Below are 22927 nucleotides of genomic sequence, written 5' to 3'. Positions count from 1 at the left end.
TAGCGCATCCCACAGGGCAGACGGGCAACCTCCGCATCAATTCGGACATACGGAGGCCCTGGTGACGCTTTCGTCGACCAGGGCCCCCGCACGCGTGCGCCGTTGCCGGGACCTACTCGGCGGACACGACCTTCACCTCGCCGATGCCGAGGGCTTCGACCGGTTCCTTGATCTGGGCGGCGTCCCCGACGAGAACGGTCACCAGGCGGTCCACCGGGAAGGCGTTGACGGCCGCCGCGGTGGCCTCCACCGTGCCGGTCGCGGCCAGCTGCTGGTACAGCGTGGCCTGGAAGTCGTCGGGCAGGTGCTGCTCGACCTGGTCGGCCAGCGTGCCGGCGACGGCCGCGGCGGTCTCGAACTTCAGCGGCGCCACACCGACCAGGTTCTGCACGGCGACGTCACGCTCGGCGTCGGTCAGCCCCTCCGCCGCGAGGGTGCGCAGCACCTTCCACAGGTCGTCCAGGGCGGGACCGGTGTTCGGGGTGTCGACGGAGCCGCTGATGGCGAGCATCGCGGCGCCCGAGCCGTCCGGGGCGGACCGCAGGACCTGCCCGAACGCGCGGACACCGTAGGTGTAGCCCTTCTCCTCCCGCAGGACACGGTCCAGCCGGGAGGTGAGGGTGCCGCCGAGGCAGTACGTGCCGAGCACCTGCGCGGGCCACACGCGGTCGTGCCGGTCGGCGCCGATGCGGCCGATCAGCAACTGCGTCTGGACGGCGCCGGGACGGTCCACGATGACGACCCGGCCGGTGTCGTCGGCGGTCACCGGCGGCACGGGCCGCGGCTGGGCCGAGGAGCCCGTCCAGGCGCCCAGGGTGTCGCCGAGGAGCGCCTCCAGGTCGACGCCGGTGAGGTCGCCGACGACCACGGCGGTGGCCGTGGCGGGGCGGACGTGCTTCTCGTAGAAGGCGCGTACGGCCGCGGAGTCGATCTTCTCGACCGTCTCCGCGGTGCCCTGACGGGGGCGCGACATCCGCGCGGTGGCCGGGAAGAGCTCCTTGGAGAGCTCCTTGGCGGCGCGCCGGGAGGGGTTGGCCAGCTCGTGCGGGATCTCGTCCAGCCGGTTGCGGACCAGGCGCTCGATCTCGCTGTCGGCGAACGCGGGGGCCCTGAGCGCGTCGGCCAGCAGGCCGAGGCCCTTGGACAGGCGCGAGGCCGGCACTTCGAGGCTCAGCCGGACGCCGGGGTGATCGGCGTGCGCGTCCAGGGTGGCGCCGCAGCGCTCCAGTTCGGCGGCGAAGTCCTCTGCGGAGTGCTTGTCGGTTCCCTCCGAGAAGGCCCGCGCCATGATCGTGGCGACGCCGTCGAGGTTGGCCGGTTCGGCGTCCAGAGGTGCGTCGAGGAGGATCTCGACGGCGACGACCTGCTGGCCGGGACGGTGGCAGTGCAGCACGGTCAGGCCGTTGGCCAGCGCGGTGCGCTCGGGCGCCGGGAACGCCCACGGCTTGGCCTCGCCCGCCCGGGGCTGGGGGTGGAAGTCCATCGTGGCGAGCTCGGTCACCGGGCCGCCTCCTCGTTCTCGTCCTGGTCGGCGGGGGCTTCGGCGGCGGTCGGCTCGTAGACGAGCACCGCGCGGTTGTCGGGGCGCAGGCGGGCCTTGGCGATCTCCTGCACCTCCTCGGGCGTCACGTCCAGCACGCGCTGGACGGCGGTGAGGGCGAGCTGCGGGTCGCCGAACAGGACGGCGAACCGGCACAGTTCGTCGGCGCGGCCGGCGACCGTGCCGAGCCGGTCGAGCCACTCGCGCTCCAACTGCGCCTGAGCCCGCTCCATTTCCTCCGCCGTGGGCCCCTCCTCGGCGAACCGGGCGAGTTCCTCGTCGATGGCGGCCTCGATGACGGGCACCTCGACGTCACCGGACGTCTTCACGTCCAGCCAGCCCAGGGAGGGCGCTCCGGCGAGCCGCAGCAGGCCGAAGCCGGCCGCGACGGCCGTACGGTCGCGGCGCACGAGCCGGTTGTACAGGCGGGAGGACTCGCCGCCGCCGAGGACGGTGAGCGCCAGGTCGACGGCGTCGCACGCGCGCGTGCCGTCCTCGGGCAGCCGGTAGGCGGCCATCAGCGCACGGGCCGGTACCTCCTCCTCGACGATCTCGCGCAGCTGTTCGCCGATGACGTCGGGCAGTCCGCCGTCACGGGGGGCGGGCTTGCCGTCGTGGCCGGGGATGGAGCCGAAGTACTTCTCGACCCAGGCGAGGGTCTGCTCCGGGTCGATGTCACCGACCACGGAGAGGACCGCGTTGTTGGGCGCGTAGTACGTGCGGAAGAACGCGCGCGCGTCCTCCAGGGTCGCCGCGTCCAGGTCGGCCATCGAGCCGATCGGCGTGTGGTGGTACGGGTGGCCGTCCGGGTAGGCGAGAGCGGTCAGCTTCTCGAAGGCCGTGCCGTAGGGGACGTTGTCGTAGCGCTGGCGGCGCTCGTTCTTGACGACGTCGCGCTGGTTCTCCATCGACTCGTCGTCCAGCGCGGTGAGCAGCGAGCCCATGCGGTCGGCCTCCAGCCAGAGGGCGAGCTCCAGCTGGTGGGTGGGCATGGTCTCGAAGTAGTTCGTGCGCTCGAAGCTCGTGGTTCCGTTGAGCGAACCACCGGCCCCCTGGACCAGCTCGAAGTGGCCGTTGCCCTTGACCTGCCCGGAGCCCTGGAACATCAGGTGCTCGAAAAGGTGAGCAAGACCCGTACGCCCCTTGACTTCGTGGCGCGAACCGACGTCGTACCAGAGGCACACCGCCGCGACCGGGGTCAGGTGGTCCTCCGAGAGCACCACGCGCAGGCCGTTGGCCAGACGGTGCTCGGTCGCTGTCAGGCCCCCGGAGCCTGCCTGGGCTGTGGCCGTGTGACCCATGGGCATGTACGTCCCTTCCGATCGCGGACGCGGTCGTCGAAACCGCGGTTTTCCTGCCGGTCCTGCCACTGTATGCAAGCGTGCGGACGGTCCGCGAAGTTCCCGGACGACATACGCCGAGAGCGAGATCGCGTAGCCTGCGGACAGCCGTGGAGGAGATGCCCCTGCGTTCGGGCCGGACGGCCGACGCCGGGTCCTCGCCCGCGCTGTCAGTGCCACGGTCCACAATGGTCCGCGTCAGATCCCGTATCACGCCCCAGCAAGGAGCCGGCAGCGATGGCCCGCCGCAGCACGAAGACCCCGCCGCCCGACGACTCGTACGAGGAGCGGATCCTCGACATCGACGTCGTCGACGAGATGCAGGGCTCCTTCCTCGAGTACGCGTACTCGGTCATCTACTCCCGCGCCCTGCCGGACGCCCGTGACGGCCTCAAGCCGGTCCACCGCCGCATCGTCTATCAGATGAACGAGATGGGCCTGCGCCCCGAGCGCGGCTATGTGAAGTGCGCCCGGGTCGTCGGCGAGGTCATGGGCAAGCTGCACCCGCACGGTGACGCGTCGATCTACGACGCGCTGGTGCGGATGGCCCAGCCCTTCTCGATGCGCGTGCCGCTGATCGACGGCCACGGCAACTTCGGCTCGCTGGGCAACGACGACCCGCCGGCCGCGATGCGGTACACCGAGTGCCGCCAGGCCCAGGCGACGAGCCTGATGACGGAGTCGATCGACGAGGACACGGTCGACTTCTCGCCCAACTACGACGGCCAGGAGCAGGAGCCGGTGGCACTGCCCGCCGCCTTCCCGAACCTGCTGGTCAACGGCGCGTCCGGGATCGCGGTCGGCATGGCCACGAACATGCCGCCGCACAACCTGGGCGAGGTCATCGCGGCCGCCCGCCATCTGATCCGCTACCCCGGCGCGGATCTGGACGCCCTGATGAAGTACGTTCCGGGCCCCGACCTGCCCACCGGCGGCCGGATCGTCGGCCTCTCCGGCATCCGGGACGCCTACGAGAACGGCCGCGGCACGTTCAAGATCCGTGCCACCGTCGCGGTGGAGACCGTCACGGCCCGCCGCAAGGGCCTGGTCATCACCGAACTGCCCTTCACCGTCGGACCCGAGAAGGTCATCGCCAAGATCAAGGACCTGGTCGGCTCGAAGAAGATCCAGGGCATCGCCGACGTCAAGGACCTCACGGACCGCGCGCACGGCCTGCGTCTGGTCATCGAGATCAAGAACGGCTTCGTGCCGGAGGCGGTCCTGGAGCAGCTGTACAAGCTGACGCCGATGGAGGAGTCCTTCGGCATCAACAACGTGGCACTGGTCGACGGCCAGCCGCTCACGCTGGGCCTCAAGGAGCTCCTGGAGGTCTACCTCGACCACCGCTTCACCGTGGTGCGCCGTCGCAGCGAGTTCCGCCGCAGCAAGCGCCGTGACCGGCTGCACCTGGTGGAGGGCCTGCTGACGGCGCTCGTCGACATCGACGAGGTCATCCGGCTGATCCGCTCCAGCGACAACAGCGCGGAGGCGAAGCAGCGCCTGATGGAGCGCTTCTCGCTGTCGGAGATCCAGACCCAGTACATCCTCGACACCCCGCTGCGCCGGCTCACCAGGTTCGACCGCATCGAGCTGGAGGCGGAGAAGGAGAAGCTCAACGAGGAGATCGCCGAGCTGACCCGGATCCTGGACTCGGACGCCGAGCTGCGCAAGCTGGTCTCGGCGGAACTGGCCTCGGTGGCGAAGAGGTTCGGCACCGAGCGCCGTACGGTCCTGCTGGAGTCGTCGGGTACCACGGCCACCGCCGTGCCTCTCCAGGTCGCGGACGACCCGTGCCGTGTCCTGCTGTCCTCCACGGGCCTGCTGGCCCGCACGGCCAACGGCGAGCCCTTCACGGAGAACGCCGAGGACGCCGAGGACGGGGACGGGGACGGCAAGCGGACCAAGCACGATGTGATCGTCTCGGCGGTGTCGGCGACCGCGCGCGGGGAGATCGGTGCGGTCACCTCCTCGGGCCGTCTGCTGCGGATCAACGTCGTCGACCTGCCGCAGCTCCCGGACACGGCCTCGGCGCCGAACCTCTCGGGCGGCGCCCCGCTGGCGGAGTTCGTCTCTCTGGAGGGTGACGAGACGGTGGTCTGCCTGACCACGCTCGACGAGTCGTCCCCGGGCCTGGCCATCGGCACGGCACAGGGCGTCGTCAAGCGGGTCGTGCCCGACTACCCGACCAACAAGGACGAGCTGGAGGTCATCACCCTCCGGGACGGCGACCGGATCGTCGGCGCCGTCGAGCTGCGCACCGGCGAGGAGGATCTGGTCTTCATCGCCGACGACGCCCAGCTGCTGCGCTACCAGGCCTCGCAGGTGCGTCCGCAGGGCCGCGCGGCGGGCGGCATGGCGGGCATCAAGCTGACCGAGGGCGCGAAGGTGATCTCGTTCACGGCCGTGGACCCCGCGGTGGACGCGGTGGTCTTCACGATCGCGGGCTCGCGCGGAACCCTGGACGACTCCGTCCAGACGACCGCCAAGCTCACGCCGTTCGACCAGTACCCGCGCAAGGGCCGTGCCACGGGCGGTGTGCGCTGTCAGCGGTTCCTGAAGGGTGAGGACTGCCTGTCCCTGGCCTGGGCGGGGCCCGTCCCCGCCAAGGCGGCGCAGAAGAACGGCCTGCCGGCCGAGCTGCCGGAGATGGACCCGAGGCGGGACGGCTCGGGCGTGTCGCTGACGAAGACCGTCTCGGTGGTGGCGGGGCCGGTCTAGGCCTCGGCGTCCCCGAAGGCCTCGTCGTCGGGGGTCTGCACGTAGCGCAGGACGCCCCACATGCCGTGCTCGTCGGCGTATGGGGCGTCGTCCTCGCACGCCTCGAGTTCCTTGCCGAGGGCGACGGTGTCGATGCCGGAGCCGATGAGGACGAGCTGGGTCCGACGGGCGGCGGCGGCCGGCCAGGGCTCCGGGTAGAAGCGCAGAAAGCGTCCGACGGCGTGCACGGCGTACCGGTTGGCAGGGTCGTGCGGGCCGAAGTCGACATACCCCTTGATCCGGTACAGCCCCTCGGGCCGGCTGTCGAGGAACTCCATCAGAGCCCGGGGGCCGAGCGGCACTTCGGAGGTGAAGGAGAGGCTGTCGTAGGAGCTGTGGAGGTGGTCCGCGTGATCACCCCCCGAGCGGTCGTGCAGGTCGTCGAAGGAGAGCTGCCCGACACGCTCCTCGGCCGGCCGGCAGTCGAAGAGGAACTCCGGGTCGATACGGCCATAGGTGGCGGGGACGACGGCGGCCCGGTCGGTGAGGGAGCGGACGAGGCCGAGGACCCGCTCGGCGTCGGGCGCGCGGTCGAGCTTGTTCACCACGACGAGGTCGGCGAGGACGAGGTGCCGGTCGATCCCGGGGTGCTTGGCCCGGGTCTCGTCGAACTCCGCGGCGTCGACGACCTCGACGAGCCCGCCGTAGACGATGCCGGGATGCTCACTGGCCAGCACCATCCGCACGATTTCCTCGGGCTCGGCGAGACCGCTGGCCTCGATGACGATGACGTCGATGCCGACGGCGGGCCTGGCGAGCCGTTCGAGGTACACGTCGAGTTCGCCCGCGTCGACGGCGCAGCACAGACAGCCGTTGCCGAGGGAGACGGTGGAGTCGCCGAGCGCACCGGCCACGGCCATGGCGTCGATCTCGATGGCGCCGAAGTCGTTCACGATCGCCCCGATGCGGCTGCCTCCGCTGCGGTGCAGGAGATGGTTGAGCAGAGTCGTCTTGCCGGAACCGAGGAATCCGGCGAGGACGACGACCGGGATCTGCTGCGGACTGCGGCTCTGCGACACGTGCGACCTTTCCGAAACCTACGCGTGCACCGGCGCGCGGCCCCGGCGCGCGTACGAGGATTGAATGCCGCCCCAGGATACGAGCCGTGGTAATCACCGCGAAGTGAACGATTGTTAGCAGGCTGATCGGGGCAGACGTTGGGCAAGGCGCCCTGGCGTGCGACCCTCGCTTCCCTCCGTGCGCCTCCCCTCCGCCTCCCCCGCCGATCAGAGCCGCTCGGCACTCTGGGAGATGGCAAGCGCCGCCCACCGCTCGCCGGTCCCCGTCACGTCCACCCGCACCCCGACGACCGGCGCACGGCCGCTCGATCGGGGGTTTTTGACATGGCCACACAAAGGTTTGGGGTACGCGGACTCGGTGCCGTCGCCACGGCGGCGGCCGGCATGGCCGCGGGCGCCCTCGTCACCATGGCGGCCCAGCGCCATGCGCTGGGAACACTGCGGGTACGGCTGGAACACCTGGAACGGACCGCCCACTCCCAGCAGCACACCAATCTGGCCAACCAGCAGCGCCTCCACTGGGAATTGCTGAGCAAAGCCATCGACGACCCGGAACTGGCGGAAGTGCTGGACCTCTTCGAGGCGCCCGTGTCCACCAAGCAGCGGCGCCAGTACCTCTACGCCAACGCGCTCTACACGAACGCGCTGTTTTATTACCGGATAGGCAACATCTCCCGTGAGGAGTTCTTCGGATACATTCGAGGCATTCTCCAGAACCCCGTGGTACGGGAGTACTGGTACGCGACGAGACACCAGCGGGCGACCATCGCCGACGGTTCTGACGAAGCGGAACTCGGCCGTATGGTGGACGAACTCCTGACGCAACTCGAGGAGTCCGACGCCGACGAATGGTGGGTGGTGGGCGAGCCGCCGAGCCAGTGAACTCCCACCGGCCCTCGGCTCACTGCGGCAGCCGAGGGCTCACACTCCGGAGCTCGCACCCCCTCCTGCGGAATCACACCCTCGGCCCATTACGAAAAGGTCAAGTGGGGAGTTAGGCGGGGCGTCAGGGAGTTGACTCGCGCTTGATCGCGTAGAGGACCCCACAGATCGTCGCCTACGCCGCCGGATGACGAGCGACCCCACAGGGCCCGTCTTGCACCGCGCAGTCGTCGTGCGCAAATCAACGGACCCAAGGAAGCAACAGTGAGTCAGATCATCCGTCGGATCGGTGCATCTCCGCGCGCTCGGGGAAGCGTGAGCGGAGCGAATTGCCCCGATATTTTCGAACTTGCCGATGGTAATTTCGCCGTGATCGGCACGGATGCCACGGATTCACTGGACCCGGATCTTCCCTCCGATGCCTCACGCGGTGACCACGAGAGAATTGTCGTCATCACTCGCGAAACTCTGATTCGCGCCAAGGCCGATATTCCGGACCTTTAGGCTCCTTCGCGAGGGGGGCTCGGCCGGGATGTGCCGGGCCCCCCTCGCACACGGGTGCCGTCAGGGCGCTTTCAGGCCACCGCCGGTACCTCGACCGGCGCACCCGGCCCCACATACCGCGCGACCGGGCGGATGATCTTCGAGTCCTGCGCCTGCTCCAGGATGTTGGCGCTCCAGCCCACCACCCGCGCCGCCGCGAAGGTCGGGGTGAACATCTCGCGGGGCAGCCCGCAGAGCTCCATGACCACGCCCGCGTAGAACTCCACGTTCGTGTGCAGCTCACGGCCGGGCTTCAGTTCGGCGAGGATCGCCTCGACGCACCGCTCCACCTCGACGGCGAACTCGACCCGCGGGCCTCCGAATCGCCGGGCGATCCCGCGGAGCATGCGTGAACGCGGGTCCTCCGTCCGGTAGACGGCGTGGCCGAAGCCCATGATGCGCTCACCGGCGAGGACACGCTCGCGGATCCAGGGGTCGATGCGGTCCACAGTGCCGATCGCGTCCAGGGTGTCCAGGGCCCGGCTGGGCGCGCCCCCGTGCAGCGGCCCCGACAGCGCCCCCACCGCCCCCACGAGGCACGCTGCCACGTCCGCCCCGGTCGAGGCGATGACCCTCGCCGTGAAGGTCGATGCGTTGAAGCCGTGATCAATGGTGGAGATCAGGTACTGCTCGATCGCGCGGGCCCGCTCCGGATCGGGCTCGACGCCGGTCACCATGTAGAGGTAGTTGGCCGCGTACGGCAGATCCTCGCGCGGCTCGACGGGGTCGAGTCCGCGTCCCAGCCGGTACAGCGCGGTGAGCAGGGTGGGTACGGCCGCGGCCGCGACGACCGTGTCCGCACGGCGCCGGTCCGTGTCGACGTCGTACACCGGCCGGAAACCCTTCGCCGTGCCCAGCAGCGACAACGCCGTCCGCATCCCGGCCAGCGGATTCGCGTCCGCACCGGCCGCCGCCGCCAGTGCGGGCAAGGCGACGGCCACCTCCTCGGGCAGGCCCCGCAGTGCGGCGGTCTCGGCGGCGAAGGCCGCGCTCCGCCGTGCGTCCGGCAGCGCGCCGTGGACCAGGAGGTGCCAGACGTCCTCGAAGCGGCGGGTGCGCGCGAGGTCCACCGCGGAGTACTGGCGGTAGTGGTAGAAGCCCTCACGTCCTCGGACGTCGCCGACCTCCGTGTCGGCGACGACGACGCCCGCGAGTCCCCGCGGCACGTCTTCGGATGGGGCTGCTGACGGATTGACGGACATGAATTCCTCCTTGAACTTGATCCGACTGTCCATCCTTGACTCAGCCCCTGTCAATATTGACTTAATCAACCTATGCGTCTTGTGGATACGGTGACCCCCATGCGCGATCAGGAACCCGGCTCCGGCCACCCCGAACGACGGCTGAGCACCAAGGAGGCCGCCGAACTGCTCGGTGTGAAACCCGAGACCGTGTACGCGTACGTCAGTCGCGGCCAGCTGAGCAGCCGGCGTACGCCCGCGGGCCGGGGCAGCACCTTCGACGCCGGAGAGGTCGAGGCGCTCGCACGGCGCAACAGGCGGGACAGCAGCGGGAGTCCGGGCTACGGAGCGGAACTGTCCGTGCGCACCCGCGTCACCTTGATCGACCAGGACCACTACTACTTCCGGGGCGTCGACGCGGTCGAACTGGCCTCCCGGCACTCCTACGAAGAGATCGCGGAGTGGCTGTGGACCGGCCGGTTGCGGCCCGGCGTCACCTTCACCGCGCCCGACGAGTCCGTCGAGGCCGCCCGCCTCGTCGTCGAGGCGCTGCCCGAGCACACGGGTCCGACCGACCGGTTGCGGGTCGCCGCCGTCGCCGCCGCGGCTGCGGACCCGTTGCGGTTCGACCTGACCGAGGACGCCGTGCTCGGCACCGCCCGCATCCTGATTCCCACCCTCGTCGCCGCGCTGCCCCCGAAACAGCCCCTGCACGGTGACGAAGGCCCGCTGGCCCGGCGCCTGTGGGGCCGGCTCAGCGGACGCCTCGCGGAGGAGGCGCAGCTGCGCGTCCTCGACACGGCGCTCGGCCTGCTCGCCGACCACGACCTGGCCGCCTCGACGCTCGCGGTGCGCGTCGCCGCATCGGCCCGCGCGCACGCCTACGCGGCCGTCTCCGCCGGCCTCGGAGTCATCGAGGGACCGCTGCACGGCGCGGCCGGCGGGCTGGCCCACCGCCTGCTGCTCGACGTGCTCGACATCGGCAGTGCGGCCCCGGTGATCGCCGAGGAGTTGCGCGCGGGCCGCCGCATCCCGGGCCTCGGGCACCGGCTCTACTCCGGCGAGGACCCCCGCGCGCGTGCCCTGTTCGCTCTTCTGGAGGAGATCCCCGCTGCCGGGCCGGCGCTCGCCGCGGCCCGGGACATCGTGGCCACGACCGCCCGCCACACGCCACTGCACGCCAACGTGGACCTGGCGCTCGCCGTCCTGACCGCCTCCAGCGGCATGGAGTCCTCGGCCAGCGAGACGATCTTCGCCGTCGCCCGGACGGCGGGCTGGATCGCCCATGCCCTGGAGGAGTACGGCGAACGCCCTCTGCGGATGCGCCCGAGCGGACACTACGTGGGGCCGAAGCCACCCCAGCCGCTGCCGAAGCCGCACTAGGAAGCCGCGGAGGCCGTCGCGCGCGGGTCTGCGTCACCGCTCGGGGTGCCGCCTCTCCCGCGCGACCGGTACGGCTCCGCCCAGCGGCGACGCCGGGGCATCCCGACCCCCGCGGCACGCGTTCCCGGTACCCGCACGGCCGAGCACATGACCCGGCCGGAGTCGCGCTCCAACAAGTCAGGTTAGGCTCACCTCTGTGAGTACGTGCGCGACCGTCTCGCGGGACCTCGACGAGCCCATTTCCGGAACCGCGGCCACGGCAACGACCTGGCTCCTCCTGGAACAGCCCGGCCCCTGGGGTGCCGAAGCGCTGGTCTCGAGCCACCTGGACCCGGCCCTGGGCCGTGCCCTGGGTGCCGCCGCGCGGGACACGGGCGTGCGCATCGCGCTCATCCGCCGTCCCGGGCGCCACGCGGACTTCGGCGCGCCACCCCTGCGGCAGGTGTACGCGGCCCACACCGTGCCGGGAAACGTATGGCTGCGCAGCGCCACCACCCACGACCCGCGGCACCTGCTGGACCTCGACTTCGACGCACTCGGCAGGGGCGACCACCGCACCTTCGACACCGCACTGCGCGGCGGGCCCCACACGGGCGACCCGCTCGCCCTCGTCTGCACCAACGGCAAGCGTGACCGCTGCTGCGCGCTCCTCGGCCGTCCGCTGGCCGCGGAGCTCGCCGCCTCGGGGGTACGGGGCGCGTGGGAGGTCACCCATCTGGGGGGTCATCGCTTCTCCCCCACCCTGCTCGTCCTGCCGTACGGGTACGCGTACGGTCGCGCGGAGGCCCACACCGTCAAGGAGGTCCTGCACGGCGTCCAGGAGGGGCGGATCGTCATGGCGGGGTGCCGCGGACGTTCGGCCTGGGAGCGGACGGGCCAGGCGGCGGAGCTGGCGGTGCGCTCGGCGACCGGCGAGGACGCGGCGGATGCGCTCACCGTCGTCCGGACCACGGGCGGCGCACCGCGCTGGGAGGTGACCGTCGCGCACCTGGACGGGCGCCGCTGGCAGGTCGTCGTCACCCAGGCCGCTTCGCAGCCGCCCCGGCAGGAAAGCTGCGGCGCCTCGGTCCTCGGTTCACCTGCGCGGATGGACGTGGTGGCGGTACGCGAGCTGGCAGGAACGGCCCTGGTGGGGTGACGCACTTCCGTAGATGATCCGGCAGCCCCTCGCGCGGGCCACGGCCGAATCGTTTCCTCTTGAGTCGATCAAGAGATCCACACCACCCACCCCTACGGCTGTGCCGGTCCACCCACGTACCGTCTTGGGTATGAGCCCCAGTCCCCCCGCCCGCCGCCTGCGCCTCGGAATGCCGCGACGCATGTTCTCGCAGGTCCTGCTCATGCAGTTGACGATCGCCGCGGGAGTCGTGGTGCTCGCGACCGGGCTGTTCCTCGCTCCGCTCAGCGATCAGCTGGACGACCAGGCGATGCGCCGTGCCCTCGCCATCGCGCAGACCACCGCGGCCGTGCCGCAGATCGCCGAGGATCTCCGGAGCACGCGGCCGTCGGTCGACGGGCCGGTGCAGCGGGAGGCCGAGCGGATCCGCAGGGCCAGCGGCGCGGAGTACGTCGTGGTGATGGACCTCCACGGCACCCGCTGGTCGCACGCCGACCCCCGGCAGGTGGGTGGCCATGTGTCGACGGACCCGAGCCAGGCCCTGGCGGGCGAGGACGTCATGGAGATCGACAGCGGCACCCTGGGCCGCTCGGCCCGCGGCAAGGTGCCTCTGCGCGACGGTGACGACAGGATCATCGGCGCGGTCTCGGTCGGCATCGAGTACGACAGCGTGCGCGCCCGCCTGATCCACGCGATCCCCGGGCTCTTCGCCTACGCGGGCGGCGCCCTCGCCGTGGGCGCCCTGGCCGCCTGGCTGATCTCCCGGCGGGTCCAGCGACAGACCCGCGACCTGGCCTTCTCGGACATCTCGGCGCTGCTCGCCGAACGGGAGGCGATGCTGCACGGCATCCGGGAGGGCGTCGTCGCCCTGGACCGCGTCGGCCGCGTCCGCCTGCTCAACGACGAGGCGCAGCGCCTCCTCGGTATCGGGGAGGAGGTGGTCGGATCTTCTCCCGACGACGCGCTCGGCGGGGGACGCACGGCCGACGTCCTGGCGGGCCGGGTGACCGGCACGGACCTGATCGCCGTCCGCGGACAGCGCGTCCTGGTCGTCAACCGCATGCCCACCGACGACGGCGGAGCCGTGGCCACCCTGCGCGACCGCACCGAGCTGGAGCAGCTCGGGCGCGAACTCGATTCGACGCACGGCCTCATCGACGCGCTGCGCGCCCAGGACCACGAGCACGCCAACCGGATGCACACGCTGCTGGGGTTGCTCGAACTGGAGATGTACGACGACGCGGTGGATTTCGTCGGGGAGGTGGTCGGCGATCACCGGGCGACGGCGGAGCAGGTGACCGAGAAGATCGAGGATCCGCTGCTCGCCGCCCTGCTGGTCGGCAAGGCGACCGTCGCGGCCGAGCGCGGTGTCGCGCTGTGGGTCTCCGACCTCACCCGGCTGCCCGACCGCCTGATCGACCCGCGCGGACTGGTCACCGTCGTCGGCAACCTCGTGGACAACGCGCTCGACGCAGTGGCGGGCAAGCCGCACGCGCGCGTGGAGGTCGAACTGCGCGCGGAGGGCCGTACCGCGGTGCTGCGGGTACGGGACACGGGCCCTGGCATCCCGGCCGAGCAGCGCGAGTTGATCTTCACCGAGGGCTGGTCCACGAAGAAGCCGCCGGCGCACGGCAAGCGCGGCATCGGGCTCTCCCTGGTGCGCAGGCTCGCCGAGCGGCAGGGCGGCCACGCCACGGTGGACGAAGCGACCGGTGGAGGAGCCGAGTTCACCGTTGTCCTGCCCGAGGCGCTCACCGAACCCGACCTGGAACCCGCCCTCGCCGCACCGGCGCAGAGCACTGCCGAGGAGGAGTCGCGATGATCGAGGTCCTGGTCGTGGACGACGACACCAGGGTCGCCCAGGTCAACGCCGCCTACGTCGAGAAGGTGCCGGGCTTCCACGTCGCCGGCGAGGCCCACACCGCGGCCGACGCACTGCGTCAGCTGGAGTTGCTGCCCCACCTGGACCTCGTCCTGCTGGACCATTACCTGCCCGACGAGACGGGTCTCGAGGTCGTCCAGGAGATGCGCCGGCGCGGTCACCAGACCGACGTGATCATGGTGACGGCCGCACGGGACGTCACGACGGTGCAGGCGGCGATGCGCCAGGGCGCCCTTCAGTACCTGGTGAAACCGTTCGCCTTCGCGGGGCTGCGCGCCAAGCTGGAGGCGTACGCCGAGCTGCGCCGCACGCTGGACGGCGGCGGAGAGGCCGAGCAGGCCGACGTCGACCGCATCTTCGGCGCGCTTTCCGCCTCCTCGGAGCCCGGCCTGCCCAAGGGACACTCCCCCACCACCGCGGAACTCGTACGCCGGTCCCTGATGAACGCCGATGGGCCCCTGTCGGCCCAGGAGATCGCCGACCTGACCGGGGTGAGCCGCCAGACCGCCCAGCGCTACCTGAAGCTCCTGGAGCGCACGGGGCGGGCCCGGCTGACCCTGAAGTACGGCGACGCGGGCCGCCCGGAACACCGTTATGTGTGGGCGACCCGCGCCTGAAGGCACGGTCCTCGGGGGCGGGGGAAGGACCGTGCCCCTTCTGGGACACGGGTCCCGGCCCGCCGCCTGCTCGACCGTCAGCCCACCGCCTTCTCGACGAACTCGGTCGTGTAGGTCTTGCTCAGGTCCACGTCGGCGTTCTGGATGTTGGGATTGAAGGCCTTGAGGACCTTCTCGACCGTCTCGGGGCCGTTCTTGGGCATCACGCCGTCCTTGGTGAACATCGGCAGCGTGTTCTTGATGGCCACCGCGTACAGCAGCTTGTTCCCCTGCGAGTAGTCCGTCGGCATCTTCTCCGCGATCTCGGCCGCGCTGTGGGTGGACATCCACTTGAGCGTCTTGACGAATGCATTGGCCAGCTTCTGGACGGTGTCCTTGTGACCATTGACCCAGTCCGTCTGCATGTACAGGCTTGACGAGGGATACGGCCCGCCGAGCGCGTCCTCGGAGCCCTGGGGCGTGCGCATGTCCAGCAGGACCTTGCCGGCCTTCTTGTCCAGGATCGTCGCCACGGTCGGGTCGGTCGTCATACCGCCGTCGATGGCGCCCTGCTGGAGCGCGGCGATGAAGGTCGGCCCCGCTCCCACCGCGACCGGGGTGAACTCGCTGACCTTCACGCCGTTCTTGACCGCGAGGTATTTGGTGAGGAAGTCGGTCGAAGAGCCGAGGCCCGTGACGCCGAGCTTCTTGCCTTTGAAGTCCTTGGGCGAGGCGATGTCGTCCGCTGACTCGGTGGAGACGATCTCCACCTCACCGGGCGCGTGCGAGAACTGCACGACGGACTCCACCTCCTTGCCCTTCACCTGAAGGTCGAGGGTGTGGTCGTAGAAGCCGACGGCCCCCTGCACCTGACCGGAGACGAGTGCCGTCTCGGCCTGGACACCGGCCGGTTCGCTCAGCATCTCCACCTCGAGCCCCTGGGCGTCGAAGTAGCCCAGGCGCTGGGTGAGCATGGCGGGCAGGTAGATGACCTTGTCCAGGCCACCGACCATGATCTTGACCTTGGTGCCCTTGCCGTCCCCCTTGCCACCGGAGCCCGTGGACGCGGTGCTCGCCGCGTCGTCGGCACAGGCGGTGAGCGAGGAGAGGGCGAGCAGGCCGGCGGCGGCCAGGGCCGTGTATCTGACGGTTGTGCGCATGGCGGGTTCACGTCCTTGTGAGAGGGCGATGCGGAGGACAGAGCGAGCGGAAGGCGGGAGAACGGTCGACGGGGCCCTGAGAGCCCTTTCGCGGGGACGGCTCATCGGGGGATCGTTCAACGAGGGGTCAGCTGTCGGAGCCCGAGGGCTTCCACCGGAAGATGCGCCGCTCGGCGAAGGTCAGCAGCCCCTCCGCGACCAGTGCGACGACGGCGAGGATGACCATCGCGGCGTACACGCCCGCCGCGTTGAACGTTCCCTGGGACTGCGCGACGAGCAGCCCGATGCCCTTCGTCGCGCCGATGTACTCGCCGACGATGGCGCCGATCAGAGCGAAGCCGAAGCTCACGTGGAGGCTGGTGAAGATCCAGGAGGTGGCGGACGGGACGACCACCTGGAGCGTCACCCTGCGGTCGCTCGCGCCGAGGATGCGGGCGTTGGCGACGAGATTGCGGTCCACCTCGCGGGCGCCCTGGAAGGCGTTGAAGAAGACCGGGAAGAACACCAGGACGACGGCCGAGGCGACCTTGGAGGCGGGGCCGAGGCCGAACCAGATCACGAAGATCGGCGCCAGCACGATCCTGGGTATGGAGTTGAGCACCTTGATGTACGGACCAAGGATGTCGGCGAGGAAGGTGATCCGCCCCAGTGCGATACCGCACACGACACCGGCGACCACACCGATGATCCAGCCGAGCAGCGCCTCGTAGAGCGTGTACCAGATCTGCTCGCCCAGAGAGCCGAGCGCGGTTCCGTGCGTCACCCAGGTGTGGATCTGGTCCCAGATCTTCGTGGGCATCGAGAAGTTGAAGGGATCGATCACCTCGGCCCGGGAGAGTGCCTCCCACAGGGCGAGTACGGCGACCAGGAGCAGCACACGGGACGCCGTCACGACGGCCTTGCGTCTGCGGGCGGCACGCGCACGGGAGTGTGCGCGGTCGGGCGCCTTGGCCGTGTCGACGACGGGCGTGCTGAGAACCTCAGGCGACACGGGCGGCACCTCTCTCGCGGGTGATGCGGACCTCTTCGCCGAGGGACTCCCAGATCTCGCGGTAGATCTCGATGAACCGCGGCTCCAGACGCACCTGCTCGACCTTGCGCGGCCTCGGCAGGTCGATGTCGTACACCTGCTTCACGGTGGCGGGCCCGGCGGTCATCACGACGACCTTGTCGGCGAGCGCGATGGACTCCTCCAGGTCGTGGGTGACGAAGACGACGGACGTGCCCGTGCCCTCCCACAGCTCGAGAAGCTCGTCCGACATCAGGGCCCTGGTCTGAACGTCGAGTGCCGAGAACGGCTCGTCCATGAGGAGGATCTCGGGGTCGTTCACAAAGGTCGCGGCGAGGGCCACGCGCTTGCGCTGCCCGCCGGAGAGCTGGTGCGGGTAGCGGTCCTCGAAGGCGGTGAGCCCGACCCGGGCCAGCCACTCGCGCGCCTTCCGCTTCGCCTCCGCCTTGGGCACACCGCGAAAGCGGGGGCCGGCCATGACGTTGGACAGGACCGTGCGCCAGGGGAAGGTGGCGTCCTGCTGGAACACGAAGCCGACCTTGTCGCCGACGCCACGCACGGGCCGCCCCGCGACCATCACCTCGCCCTGGGTGGGCTCTTCCAGGCCGCTGACCAGGGTCAGCGTGGTCGACTTGCCGCAGCCGGTCGGGCCGACGACGGCCACGAACTCGCCACGCCCGACAGTGAGGTCGAGTTCCCGCACGGCGGTGTGCGGGGCCCCCGAGGGGGTCCTGAAGACCTTGCTCGCGCCCCGCAGCTCGATGGCGGGGCTGGTGTGTGCGCTCATGGCCGGGGACGGTAGAGGCGACCCGGGAGACGGCATCAGCCTTGTGGGCGCATGCGCTTCTTTTGCTTGCAGTAGCCTGTTGTGCTCGTTTTGCTCGCGCTAGAACTGCGAAGCCGAAACACGGGCTCACCGCCCGCCTGGCCTTGACGGAGAGAGGCCCGATGATTGACGTCCTGGTGGTGGACGACGACTTCCGTGTCGCCGAGATCAACGCCAAGTACGTGGGAAAGGTTCCCGGCTTCCGGGTGGCCGCCCGCGCGCACAGTGCCGCCCAGGCGCTGGGAGCCATCGAGCGCGGACCCATCGACCTGGTGCTGCTCGACCACTACCTGCCCGACCAGACCGGTCTCCAACTCATCCACCACCTGCGCGAACAGGGCCATGGCACCGACGTCATCATGATCACGGCGGCCGGTGACGTCACGACGGTGCGGACCGCGATGCGCCTGGGCGCCCTGCACTACCTGGTCAAACCGTTCACCTTCGCCGCCCTGCGCACCCGTCTCGACTCGTACGCCGCCCTGCGCCGCACGGTGGACCGGGTCGGTGGGCACGGCATCGCCGGCCAGGAGCAGGTCGACCGGATCTTCGGCGCCCTGCGCACCGGACCCGCGCCGTCCTCCCCCGGCCTGCCGAGTGGCCACTCGGAACCGACCACGGACCTGATCTGCGACGTTCTGCACCGCGCGAAACAGCCCCTGTCGGCCCACGAGGTCGCCGCCCGGACCGGTCTGAGTCGCTCCACCGCCCAGCGTTATCTCCGCCACCTGGAACAGGCCGGACGCCTGCATCTCTCGCTCAAGTACGGCGACACGGGCCGCCCGGAGCACCGCTACGCCTGGGTGGCGCCGTAGCCGTGGGCCGGTGGCCCGACGCCGGGCGGCGATGAGAAGTCGCCCGCTACGCGGCTCCCGCCCCGGTCAGCGACCGCACCTCTGTCTCCGCGTGCTTGGCCTCGTCCGCCACCTCGGCCGAGGTGACCGTACCGAGCCAGCCCGCCAGGAAGCCCAGCGGAATCGAGACCAGCCCGGGGTTCTGTAGCGGGAAGTACTGGAAGTCCACGCCGGGGAAGAGCGAGTCGGGGCTGCCGGACACCACCGGCGACAACACGACGAGCACCAGGGCCGGCACCAGCCCGCCGTACACCGCCCACACGGCGCCCCGCGTGGTGAACCCCCGCCAGAACAGCGAGTACATCAGAACGGGCAGGTTCGCGGACGCCGCGACGGCGAAGGCGAGCCCGACCAGGAAGGCGACGTTGAGATCGCGGGCCAGCAGTCCGAGTGCGATCGCGACCACACCCACCCCCACGGCGGCCACCCGCGCCACCGCGACCTCGCTGCGGGGTTTCGCCTGCCGGCGGCGCAGGGAGGCATACAGGTCGTGCGCCACCGAGGCCGAGGAGGCGAGCGTGATCCCGGCGACGACCGCCAGGATCGTGGCGAAGGCGATGGCTCCCACCACCGCGAACAGCACCGCTCCACCGGTGGAGTCGGCGCCGCCGCCGAGGTCGAGTGCCAGAAGAGGAACCGCCGTGTTCCCGGCCGCGTTCGACCCGCGCACCGCCTCCGGGCCGACGATCGCGGCCGCCCCGAAGCCGAGGACGATCGTCATCAGGTAGAAGCCGCCGATCAGCCCGATCGACCAGACGACGGAACGACGGGCGGCCTGGGCGGTCGGCACCGTGTAGAAGCGGGACAGGATGTGGGGCAGTCCCGCCGTGCCCAACACCAGCGCGAGCCCCAGGCTCATGAAGTCGAAGCGCGCGGTCCAGTCCCCGCCGTACTTCAGTCCGGGCGCCAGGAACGCGTCGCCGTGCCCGCTGCGCTCGGCCGCCGTGCGCAGCAACTGGTCGAAGTCACCGTGGAAGCGCACCAGGACGAGCACGGTGAGCGCGATGGTGCCGGCCAGCAGCAGAACCGCCTTGACGATCTGGATCCATGTGGTCGCCCGCATCCCCCCGAAGGACACGTAGATCACCATCAGCGCGCCGACGCCGATGACGGCCCAGGACTGGGCCGCCTCGCCGGTGTTCCCGAGGAGCAGCGCGACCAGGCTGCCGGCGCCCACCATCTGCGCCACCAGGTAGAGAACGGACACGGTGACCGAGGAGGTTCCCGCCGCGATCCGCACCGGCCGCTCGCTCATCCGCGCGGCGACCACGTCGGCAAGCGTGAACCGTCCGCAGTTGCGCACCAGTTCGGCCACGAGGAAGAGCACCACCAGCCAGGCCACGAGGAAGCCGACCACATACAGCAACCCGTCGTACCCGAACAGCGCGATGAGTCCGGTGACACCCAGGAAGGAGGCGGCCGACATGTAGTCCCCCGCGATGGCAAAACCATTCTCCATCGGGGAGAACAGCCGGCCTCCGACGTAGAACTCCTCCTCCGAACCGTGCCGGTTGCGGCTCACCCAGGTCGTGATCCCCAACGTGACCGCGACGAAGGCGCTGAACAACAACAACGCCAGCGTCTGATGGTTGCCGGTCACGACGCACCGCCTTCTGCTCCCCGAGTCAATTCCTGCGTGTCCCAGCGCAGTTCGAGCGCGGCGCGGTCCCGGCGCAGCCGTGCGTGCCGGGCATAGGCCCAGGTGAGCAGGAACGTGCTGACGAACTGCCCCAGCCCGGCGAGCAGGGCCACGTTCACCGCGCCCGCCACCGGCCGCGCCATGAGTCCGGGCGCGGTCGTCGCGGTCACCACGTAGGCCACGTACCAGATGAAGAAACCGACGGCGGCGGGCACCACGAATCGGCGGTACCGGCTGCGCACCTCCTGAAAGGCCGCGCTGTGCTGCACCTCGAGATAGATCTGAGCCGCCGCACCGGTGCCGGTCTTCCGCCGACGTGCCGCGGGGACGTCGGCGGGAGTGCTCATGATGGCCGACTCGCCCCAGCCCGAGGCGAGCGCGTCGTACCACGGGTCCTCGTAGCGCACATCGCCTGGCGCCTCGGCGTACGCCTGGCCCTGTCCTTGATGAGGTTCGTGCACGTGTGGCGTGGGGGCGCCGCTCTCGGAACCGTCCCCGTCGGCGCGGGCACGACCGTTGCTTGACTGCATGCCCAAGGATGGACAGAACGGGAAGATCCCCGACTATTGTTCCCCGAACACTTCACCCCATCAGGTGACCAACCCGCCGTTCACCCCGCAGGCGGCCGGACCAGCCCCTTCCCGTACGCGTAACGCACCGCCTGGGCCCGGTCCTTGAGCCCCGTCTTGGAGAACATGTTGTTGATGTGGGTCTTCACCGTCGCGGTGGACACGCTCAGCCTGCGGGCGATCTCCTGGTTGCTGAGTCCCTCGGCGATCAGCACGAGCACCTCCGCCTCGCGGGATGTGAGCCCGTCGGGGACGACAGCGGGCGCGACCGGCTCCGGTTCCGGCGCCGACAGGCGCTCAAGCAGCCTTCGCTGGACACTCGGCGACAGTCCCGCGTCCCCGGACAGCACGCTGTGCACGGCCCGTACGATCTCCTCCCCGCCCGCGTCCTTCGTGAGATACCCCCGTGCGCCCGCCTTCAGCGCCGGGAAGAGGGATTCGTCGTCCGCGTAGGTCGTGAGGACCACGACCTGCGTTCCGGGATGCCCGGATCGGATACGCCGGGTCGCTTCCACTCCGTCACAGCGAGGCATGCGCAGGTCCATCAGCACGACGTCGGGAGCCAGTTCGGCGACGAGCCGCACAGCCTCTTCCCCGTCCCCGGCCGAGCCCACGACCTCGACGCCCGGCAGCAGCCCGAGCAGCATGACGATGCCTTCCCGGACGACCGTCTGATCGTCCGCGACCACGACCCTGGCGGGCTTCCGCTCCGCCTCCTTCGTCATACCGGCACCTTCAGCGTCACCACGAACCCTTCCTCGTCCGCCCCGGCGACGAGCGACCCACCCAGCAGTTCGGCGCGCTCCCGCATACCCAGCAGACCGTACCCGCCTCCAGCCTCGGCCAGTTCGCCCGGCGCACCACCCGAGTCCCGCACGTCCAGGGTCACTTCCTGCCGGCCGTAGTCCAGCCGTACACGGACCTTGGCGCCCGGCGCGTGTTTACGAGCGTTCGTCAAAGCTTCCTGAGCGACCCGCCGCACGGCCTGCGAGGCCTCGGCCGGCAGCGGTCTGCGTTCCCCTCCCACCTTGACCTCGGCGCCGTCGGACATGCGGACGAGGTCGGCCAGAAAGTCCTCCAGCGGTGTCAGCTCGCCGCGCAGCGCGCAGAGCGACTGCCTGGTCTCCTCGAGACCGTCGCGGGCCATCTCCCGTGCCGCGACCACGCGGCCGAGAATCTGCTCGCGGTCCGCGCCCCGCTCGATCAGCAGCCGGGCCGCCTCCAGGTGCACGAGCTGCGCCGAGAGGCTGTGGGCCAGGACATCATGAATCTCCCGGGCGATGCGGGCCCGCTCGGCGAGAGCGGCCGACTCGGTCTCGGCCACGCGCGCCGCCCGCTCCTGGGTGAGCAGTCGCTGTGCGGTGGCTCTGGCTTCGGCGTCCAGACGCAGGGCGTATCCGGCGAGAGCCATGCCCGCGCTGGCGACGGCCGACGTCGCCAGCGAATCGTCGTTGACGACGGCGAAGGCGGCGAACCCGGCCGAAGCCACCGGCAGCGCCGCCCCGAGAGGCAGTCGCTCCAGTGCCACGACGGCACAGCCACACCACAGGACCGCGGCCGGGGAGCGGAAGTCCGCGGCCTCGGCCCCGGCCGCCAGTCCCAGCAGCATCAGGAGAAGCGCCAGGGACGGCCACAGCCGGTGTGCGAGCGTGGTCCGGAAGAGAGCCCACGCCAGGCCGCCTGCCACGAGAACGCCGCCGACCCCGGCGACCGCGACCCACCCCTGGATGCGGCTGTCGTGGAAGGCGCTCCATCCGAGCGCGCCCCCGACCAGCAGCCTTACTGCCCAGGCCAGCAGCCGCCTGGGGCGCGAGATCCCTCTGGGGCCCAGAGCCTCCCGTGAGGGCCAGCGTGTCCAGGCGTTCTCCGTCACACGCGTTCCTTCCACGGGGACCGGGGCGCCTGGTCACCGTACGCCGCGGAGTGCACGACCGTCCGGTCCAGGAACTGCGCGCGCCGGACAAGGATCCCGGAACGGACCAGCAAGGTCACTGCGAGCCCCAGCAGCAGGGCCGCACTGTCCTGGCGGAGGCCCAGCAGTGCGCCGACTCCGAAGAAGCCGGCTCTCAAAGCGATGCCGACTCCCCATACGGCCACGCTCGCTCTGGTGCCCTTGCTCCATACCGCGCCGTCCGGCTCCACCCAGATGCGGGTGGTCCAGGCCCAGGCGGCTCCCATGGCCAGAGCGACGATCAGTTCGGCGCCGAGCACCAGGGCCGCCTCGGCGTGGTGACGACCGTCGAGCAGATCGGGTTCGCGCAGCGCCAGGACGGCCAGGATTCCCGGAAGGAGCCACCAGCGCCGGTCCGTGTCGACGCGGCCTGCGCGGAACTGCCGCACGATCACGAGTGCGGCCACGGCCGCGATCAACAGTGCGTCGACGAGCCCGGACATCACAGCCTCCGTGAGCGGGAAGGGGAGGCCGGCAGCGAGCGCTGCCGACGCCTTCGACGCTACGGAATCGGGCTGATCCGCAGATCGGAGCGGGGGTGGATCATGGGTGGATCTCCGGAAGCCGGGTTCTCCACCCGCGGGTGGAGAACGAACCCTCCGCCGACCTGCCCGGCCGGGCCTGTACGGCCCCGGCCGGATGTCCCGGCAACCGGCCGGGTGGATCCGGGACCCGGCCG

20 protein-coding genes are annotated in these 22927 nt (G+C 70.6%); 8 read left to right on the top strand and 12 right to left on the bottom strand.

Features of this window, described 5'->3' with window-relative positions; all coding sequences use genetic code 11:
• Positions 1–112 precede the first annotated feature (112 nt).
• Both QF030_RS30665 and QF030_RS30660 read right to left on the bottom strand, forming a co-directional pair.
• Complete coding sequence (locus QF030_RS30665) at positions 113–1501, bottom strand: M16 family metallopeptidase (RefSeq protein WP_307165811.1); 1389 nt, start codon at positions 1499–1501, stop codon at positions 113–115.
• On the bottom strand, positions 1498–2847 hold the full coding sequence (locus QF030_RS30660) for a M16 family metallopeptidase (protein ID WP_307165810.1): 1350 nt from the start codon (positions 2845–2847) through the stop codon (positions 1498–1500). Before QF030_RS30660 ends, QF030_RS30665 begins: the two co-directional genes overlap by 4 nt.
• 270 nt (positions 2848–3117) lie before the next feature.
• Between QF030_RS30660 and QF030_RS30655 the strand changes: the two genes are divergently transcribed.
• Entirely contained in the window at positions 3118–5598 is a 2481-nt protein-coding gene (locus QF030_RS30655) for a DNA gyrase/topoisomerase IV subunit A (RefSeq protein WP_307165809.1), read from the top strand.
• Here the strand turns inward: QF030_RS30655 and QF030_RS30650 are convergent.
• Positions 5595–6656: a CobW family GTP-binding protein gene (locus QF030_RS30650; RefSeq protein WP_307165808.1), complete on the bottom strand. Its 1062-nt coding sequence runs from the start codon at positions 6654–6656 to the stop codon at positions 5595–5597. The two genes, QF030_RS30655 and QF030_RS30650, sit on opposite strands and share 4 nt — an antisense overlap.
• A gap of 324 nt (positions 6657–6980) precedes the next feature.
• Between QF030_RS30650 and QF030_RS30645 the strand changes: the two genes are divergently transcribed.
• Positions 6981–7538, top strand: a complete 558-nt coding sequence (locus QF030_RS30645; RefSeq protein WP_307165807.1) for a DUF6082 family protein — start codon at positions 6981–6983, stop codon at positions 7536–7538.
• Positions 7539–7802: 264 nt separating this feature from the next.
• Positions 7803–8042 (top strand): hypothetical protein, encoded by a 240-nt coding sequence (locus QF030_RS30640; protein WP_230194432.1) that lies wholly within the window; start codon positions 7803–7805, stop codon positions 8040–8042.
• A gap of 71 nt (positions 8043–8113) precedes the next feature.
• Here QF030_RS30640 and QF030_RS30635 read toward each other — a convergent pair whose 3' ends face one another.
• On the bottom strand, positions 8114–9283 hold the full coding sequence (locus QF030_RS30635) for a citrate synthase/methylcitrate synthase (RefSeq protein WP_307165806.1): 1170 nt from the start codon (positions 9281–9283) through the stop codon (positions 8114–8116).
• 99 nt (positions 9284–9382) lie between these two features.
• On the opposite strand from QF030_RS30635, the gene QF030_RS30630 reads away from it, so the two are divergent.
• The 4 genes from QF030_RS30630 to QF030_RS30615 all read left to right on the top strand — a co-directional run bounded on the left by QF030_RS30630 (position 9383) and on the right by QF030_RS30615 (position 14261).
• A complete protein-coding gene (locus tag QF030_RS30630) occupies positions 9383–10645 on the top strand; it encodes a citrate synthase (protein ID WP_307165805.1) in 1263 nt (420 codons plus the stop codon).
• 196 nt (positions 10646–10841) lie between these two features.
• Positions 10842–11783 carry a sucrase ferredoxin gene (locus QF030_RS30625; RefSeq protein WP_307165804.1) on the top strand — a complete coding sequence of 314 codons (942 nt, stop codon included), beginning with the start codon at positions 10842–10844 and terminating at the stop codon, positions 11781–11783.
• Positions 11784–11913: 130 nt separating this feature from the next.
• Positions 11914–13584 carry an ATP-binding protein gene (locus QF030_RS30620; RefSeq protein WP_307165803.1) on the top strand — a complete coding sequence of 557 codons (1671 nt, stop codon included), beginning with the start codon at positions 11914–11916 and terminating at the stop codon, positions 13582–13584.
• Entirely contained in the window at positions 13581–14261 is a 681-nt protein-coding gene (locus QF030_RS30615; RefSeq protein WP_307165802.1) for a response regulator, read from the top strand. The genes QF030_RS30620 and QF030_RS30615 overlap by 4 nt, the downstream gene beginning before the upstream one ends.
• A gap of 77 nt (positions 14262–14338) precedes the next feature.
• Here QF030_RS30615 and QF030_RS30610 read toward each other — a convergent pair whose 3' ends face one another.
• From QF030_RS30610 to QF030_RS30600, 3 genes are all read right to left on the bottom strand, one after another.
• The gene (locus QF030_RS30610) at positions 14339–15400 is read right to left on the bottom strand and encodes an ABC transporter substrate-binding protein (RefSeq protein ID WP_307165801.1); all 1062 of its coding nucleotides are present in this window, start codon (positions 15398–15400) and stop codon (positions 14339–14341) included.
• A gap of 127 nt (positions 15401–15527) precedes the next feature.
• The gene (locus tag QF030_RS30605; protein WP_307165800.1) at positions 15528–16391 is read right to left on the bottom strand and encodes an ABC transporter permease; all 864 of its coding nucleotides are present in this window, start codon (positions 16389–16391) and stop codon (positions 15528–15530) included.
• Positions 16381–17196, bottom strand: a complete 816-nt coding sequence (locus QF030_RS30600) for an ABC transporter ATP-binding protein (protein ID WP_307165799.1) — start codon at positions 17194–17196, stop codon at positions 16381–16383. The genes QF030_RS30605 and QF030_RS30600 overlap by 11 nt, the downstream gene beginning before the upstream one ends.
• A 161-nt stretch (positions 17197–17357) precedes the next feature.
• Between QF030_RS30600 and QF030_RS30595 the strand changes: the two genes are divergently transcribed.
• The gene (locus QF030_RS30595) at positions 17358–18050 is read left to right on the top strand and encodes a response regulator (protein ID WP_307165798.1); all 693 of its coding nucleotides are present in this window, start codon (positions 17358–17360) and stop codon (positions 18048–18050) included.
• A gap of 46 nt (positions 18051–18096) precedes the next feature.
• On the opposite strand, the gene QF030_RS30590 is transcribed toward QF030_RS30595, so the two are convergent.
• From QF030_RS30590 to QF030_RS30570, 5 genes are all read right to left on the bottom strand, one after another.
• The gene (locus tag QF030_RS30590; RefSeq protein WP_307165797.1) at positions 18097–19689 is read right to left on the bottom strand and encodes a solute symporter family protein; all 1593 of its coding nucleotides are present in this window, start codon (positions 19687–19689) and stop codon (positions 18097–18099) included.
• Positions 19686–20258 (bottom strand): DUF485 domain-containing protein, encoded by a 573-nt coding sequence (locus tag QF030_RS30585; RefSeq protein WP_307165796.1) that lies wholly within the window; start codon positions 20256–20258, stop codon positions 19686–19688. The genes QF030_RS30590 and QF030_RS30585 overlap by 4 nt, the downstream gene beginning before the upstream one ends.
• Before the next feature lie 80 nt (positions 20259–20338).
• Positions 20339–21022: a response regulator transcription factor gene (locus QF030_RS30580; protein WP_307165795.1), complete on the bottom strand. Its 684-nt coding sequence runs from the start codon at positions 21020–21022 to the stop codon at positions 20339–20341.
• A complete protein-coding gene (locus QF030_RS30575; protein WP_307165794.1) occupies positions 21019–22170 on the bottom strand; it encodes a sensor histidine kinase in 1152 nt (383 codons plus the stop codon). The genes QF030_RS30580 and QF030_RS30575 overlap by 4 nt, the downstream gene beginning before the upstream one ends.
• Positions 22167–22691 carry a DUF1453 domain-containing protein gene (locus QF030_RS30570; protein ID WP_307165793.1) on the bottom strand — a complete coding sequence of 175 codons (525 nt, stop codon included), beginning with the start codon at positions 22689–22691 and terminating at the stop codon, positions 22167–22169. The genes QF030_RS30575 and QF030_RS30570 overlap by 4 nt, the downstream gene beginning before the upstream one ends.
• Positions 22692–22927 lie beyond the last annotated feature (236 nt).

Source organism: Streptomyces rishiriensis (assembly GCF_030815485.1).
GTDB classification, from domain to species: Bacteria; Actinomycetota; Actinomycetes; order Streptomycetales; family Streptomycetaceae; genus Streptomyces; species Streptomyces rishiriensis_A.
This window is presented reverse-complemented; position numbering and strand designations above follow the sequence as displayed.

Excerpts from the sequence above, each read along its gene's own strand:
- QF030_RS30660 (WP_307165810.1), bottom strand. The coding sequence starts at position 2,847 with ATGCCCATGGGTCACACGGCCACAGCCCAGGCAGGCTCCGGGGGCCTG.
- QF030_RS30655 (WP_307165809.1), top strand. The coding sequence starts at position 3,118 with ATGGCCCGCCGCAGCACGAAGACCCCGCCGCCCGACGACTCGTACGAG.
- QF030_RS30645 (WP_307165807.1), top strand. The coding sequence starts at position 6,981 with ATGGCCACACAAAGGTTTGGGGTACGCGGACTCGGTGCCGTCGCCACG.
- QF030_RS30635 (WP_307165806.1), bottom strand. The coding sequence starts at position 9,283 with ATGTCCGTCAATCCGTCAGCAGCCCCATCCGAAGACGTGCCGCGGGGA.
- QF030_RS30630 (WP_307165805.1), top strand. The coding sequence starts at position 9,383 with ATGCGCGATCAGGAACCCGGCTCCGGCCACCCCGAACGACGGCTGAGC.
- QF030_RS30620 (WP_307165803.1), top strand. The coding sequence starts at position 11,914 with ATGAGCCCCAGTCCCCCCGCCCGCCGCCTGCGCCTCGGAATGCCGCGA.
- QF030_RS30615 (WP_307165802.1), top strand. The coding sequence starts at position 13,581 with ATGATCGAGGTCCTGGTCGTGGACGACGACACCAGGGTCGCCCAGGTC.
- QF030_RS30610 (WP_307165801.1), bottom strand. The coding sequence starts at position 15,400 with ATGCGCACAACCGTCAGATACACGGCCCTGGCCGCCGCCGGCCTGCTC.
- QF030_RS30600 (WP_307165799.1), bottom strand. The coding sequence starts at position 17,196 with ATGAGCGCACACACCAGCCCCGCCATCGAGCTGCGGGGCGCGAGCAAG.
- QF030_RS30595 (WP_307165798.1), top strand. The coding sequence starts at position 17,358 with ATGATTGACGTCCTGGTGGTGGACGACGACTTCCGTGTCGCCGAGATC.
- QF030_RS30585 (WP_307165796.1), bottom strand. The coding sequence starts at position 20,258 with ATGCAGTCAAGCAACGGTCGTGCCCGCGCCGACGGGGACGGTTCCGAG.
- QF030_RS30580 (WP_307165795.1), bottom strand. The coding sequence starts at position 21,022 with ATGACGAAGGAGGCGGAGCGGAAGCCCGCCAGGGTCGTGGTCGCGGAC.
- QF030_RS30570 (WP_307165793.1), bottom strand. The coding sequence starts at position 22,691 with ATGTCCGGGCTCGTCGACGCACTGTTGATCGCGGCCGTGGCCGCACTC.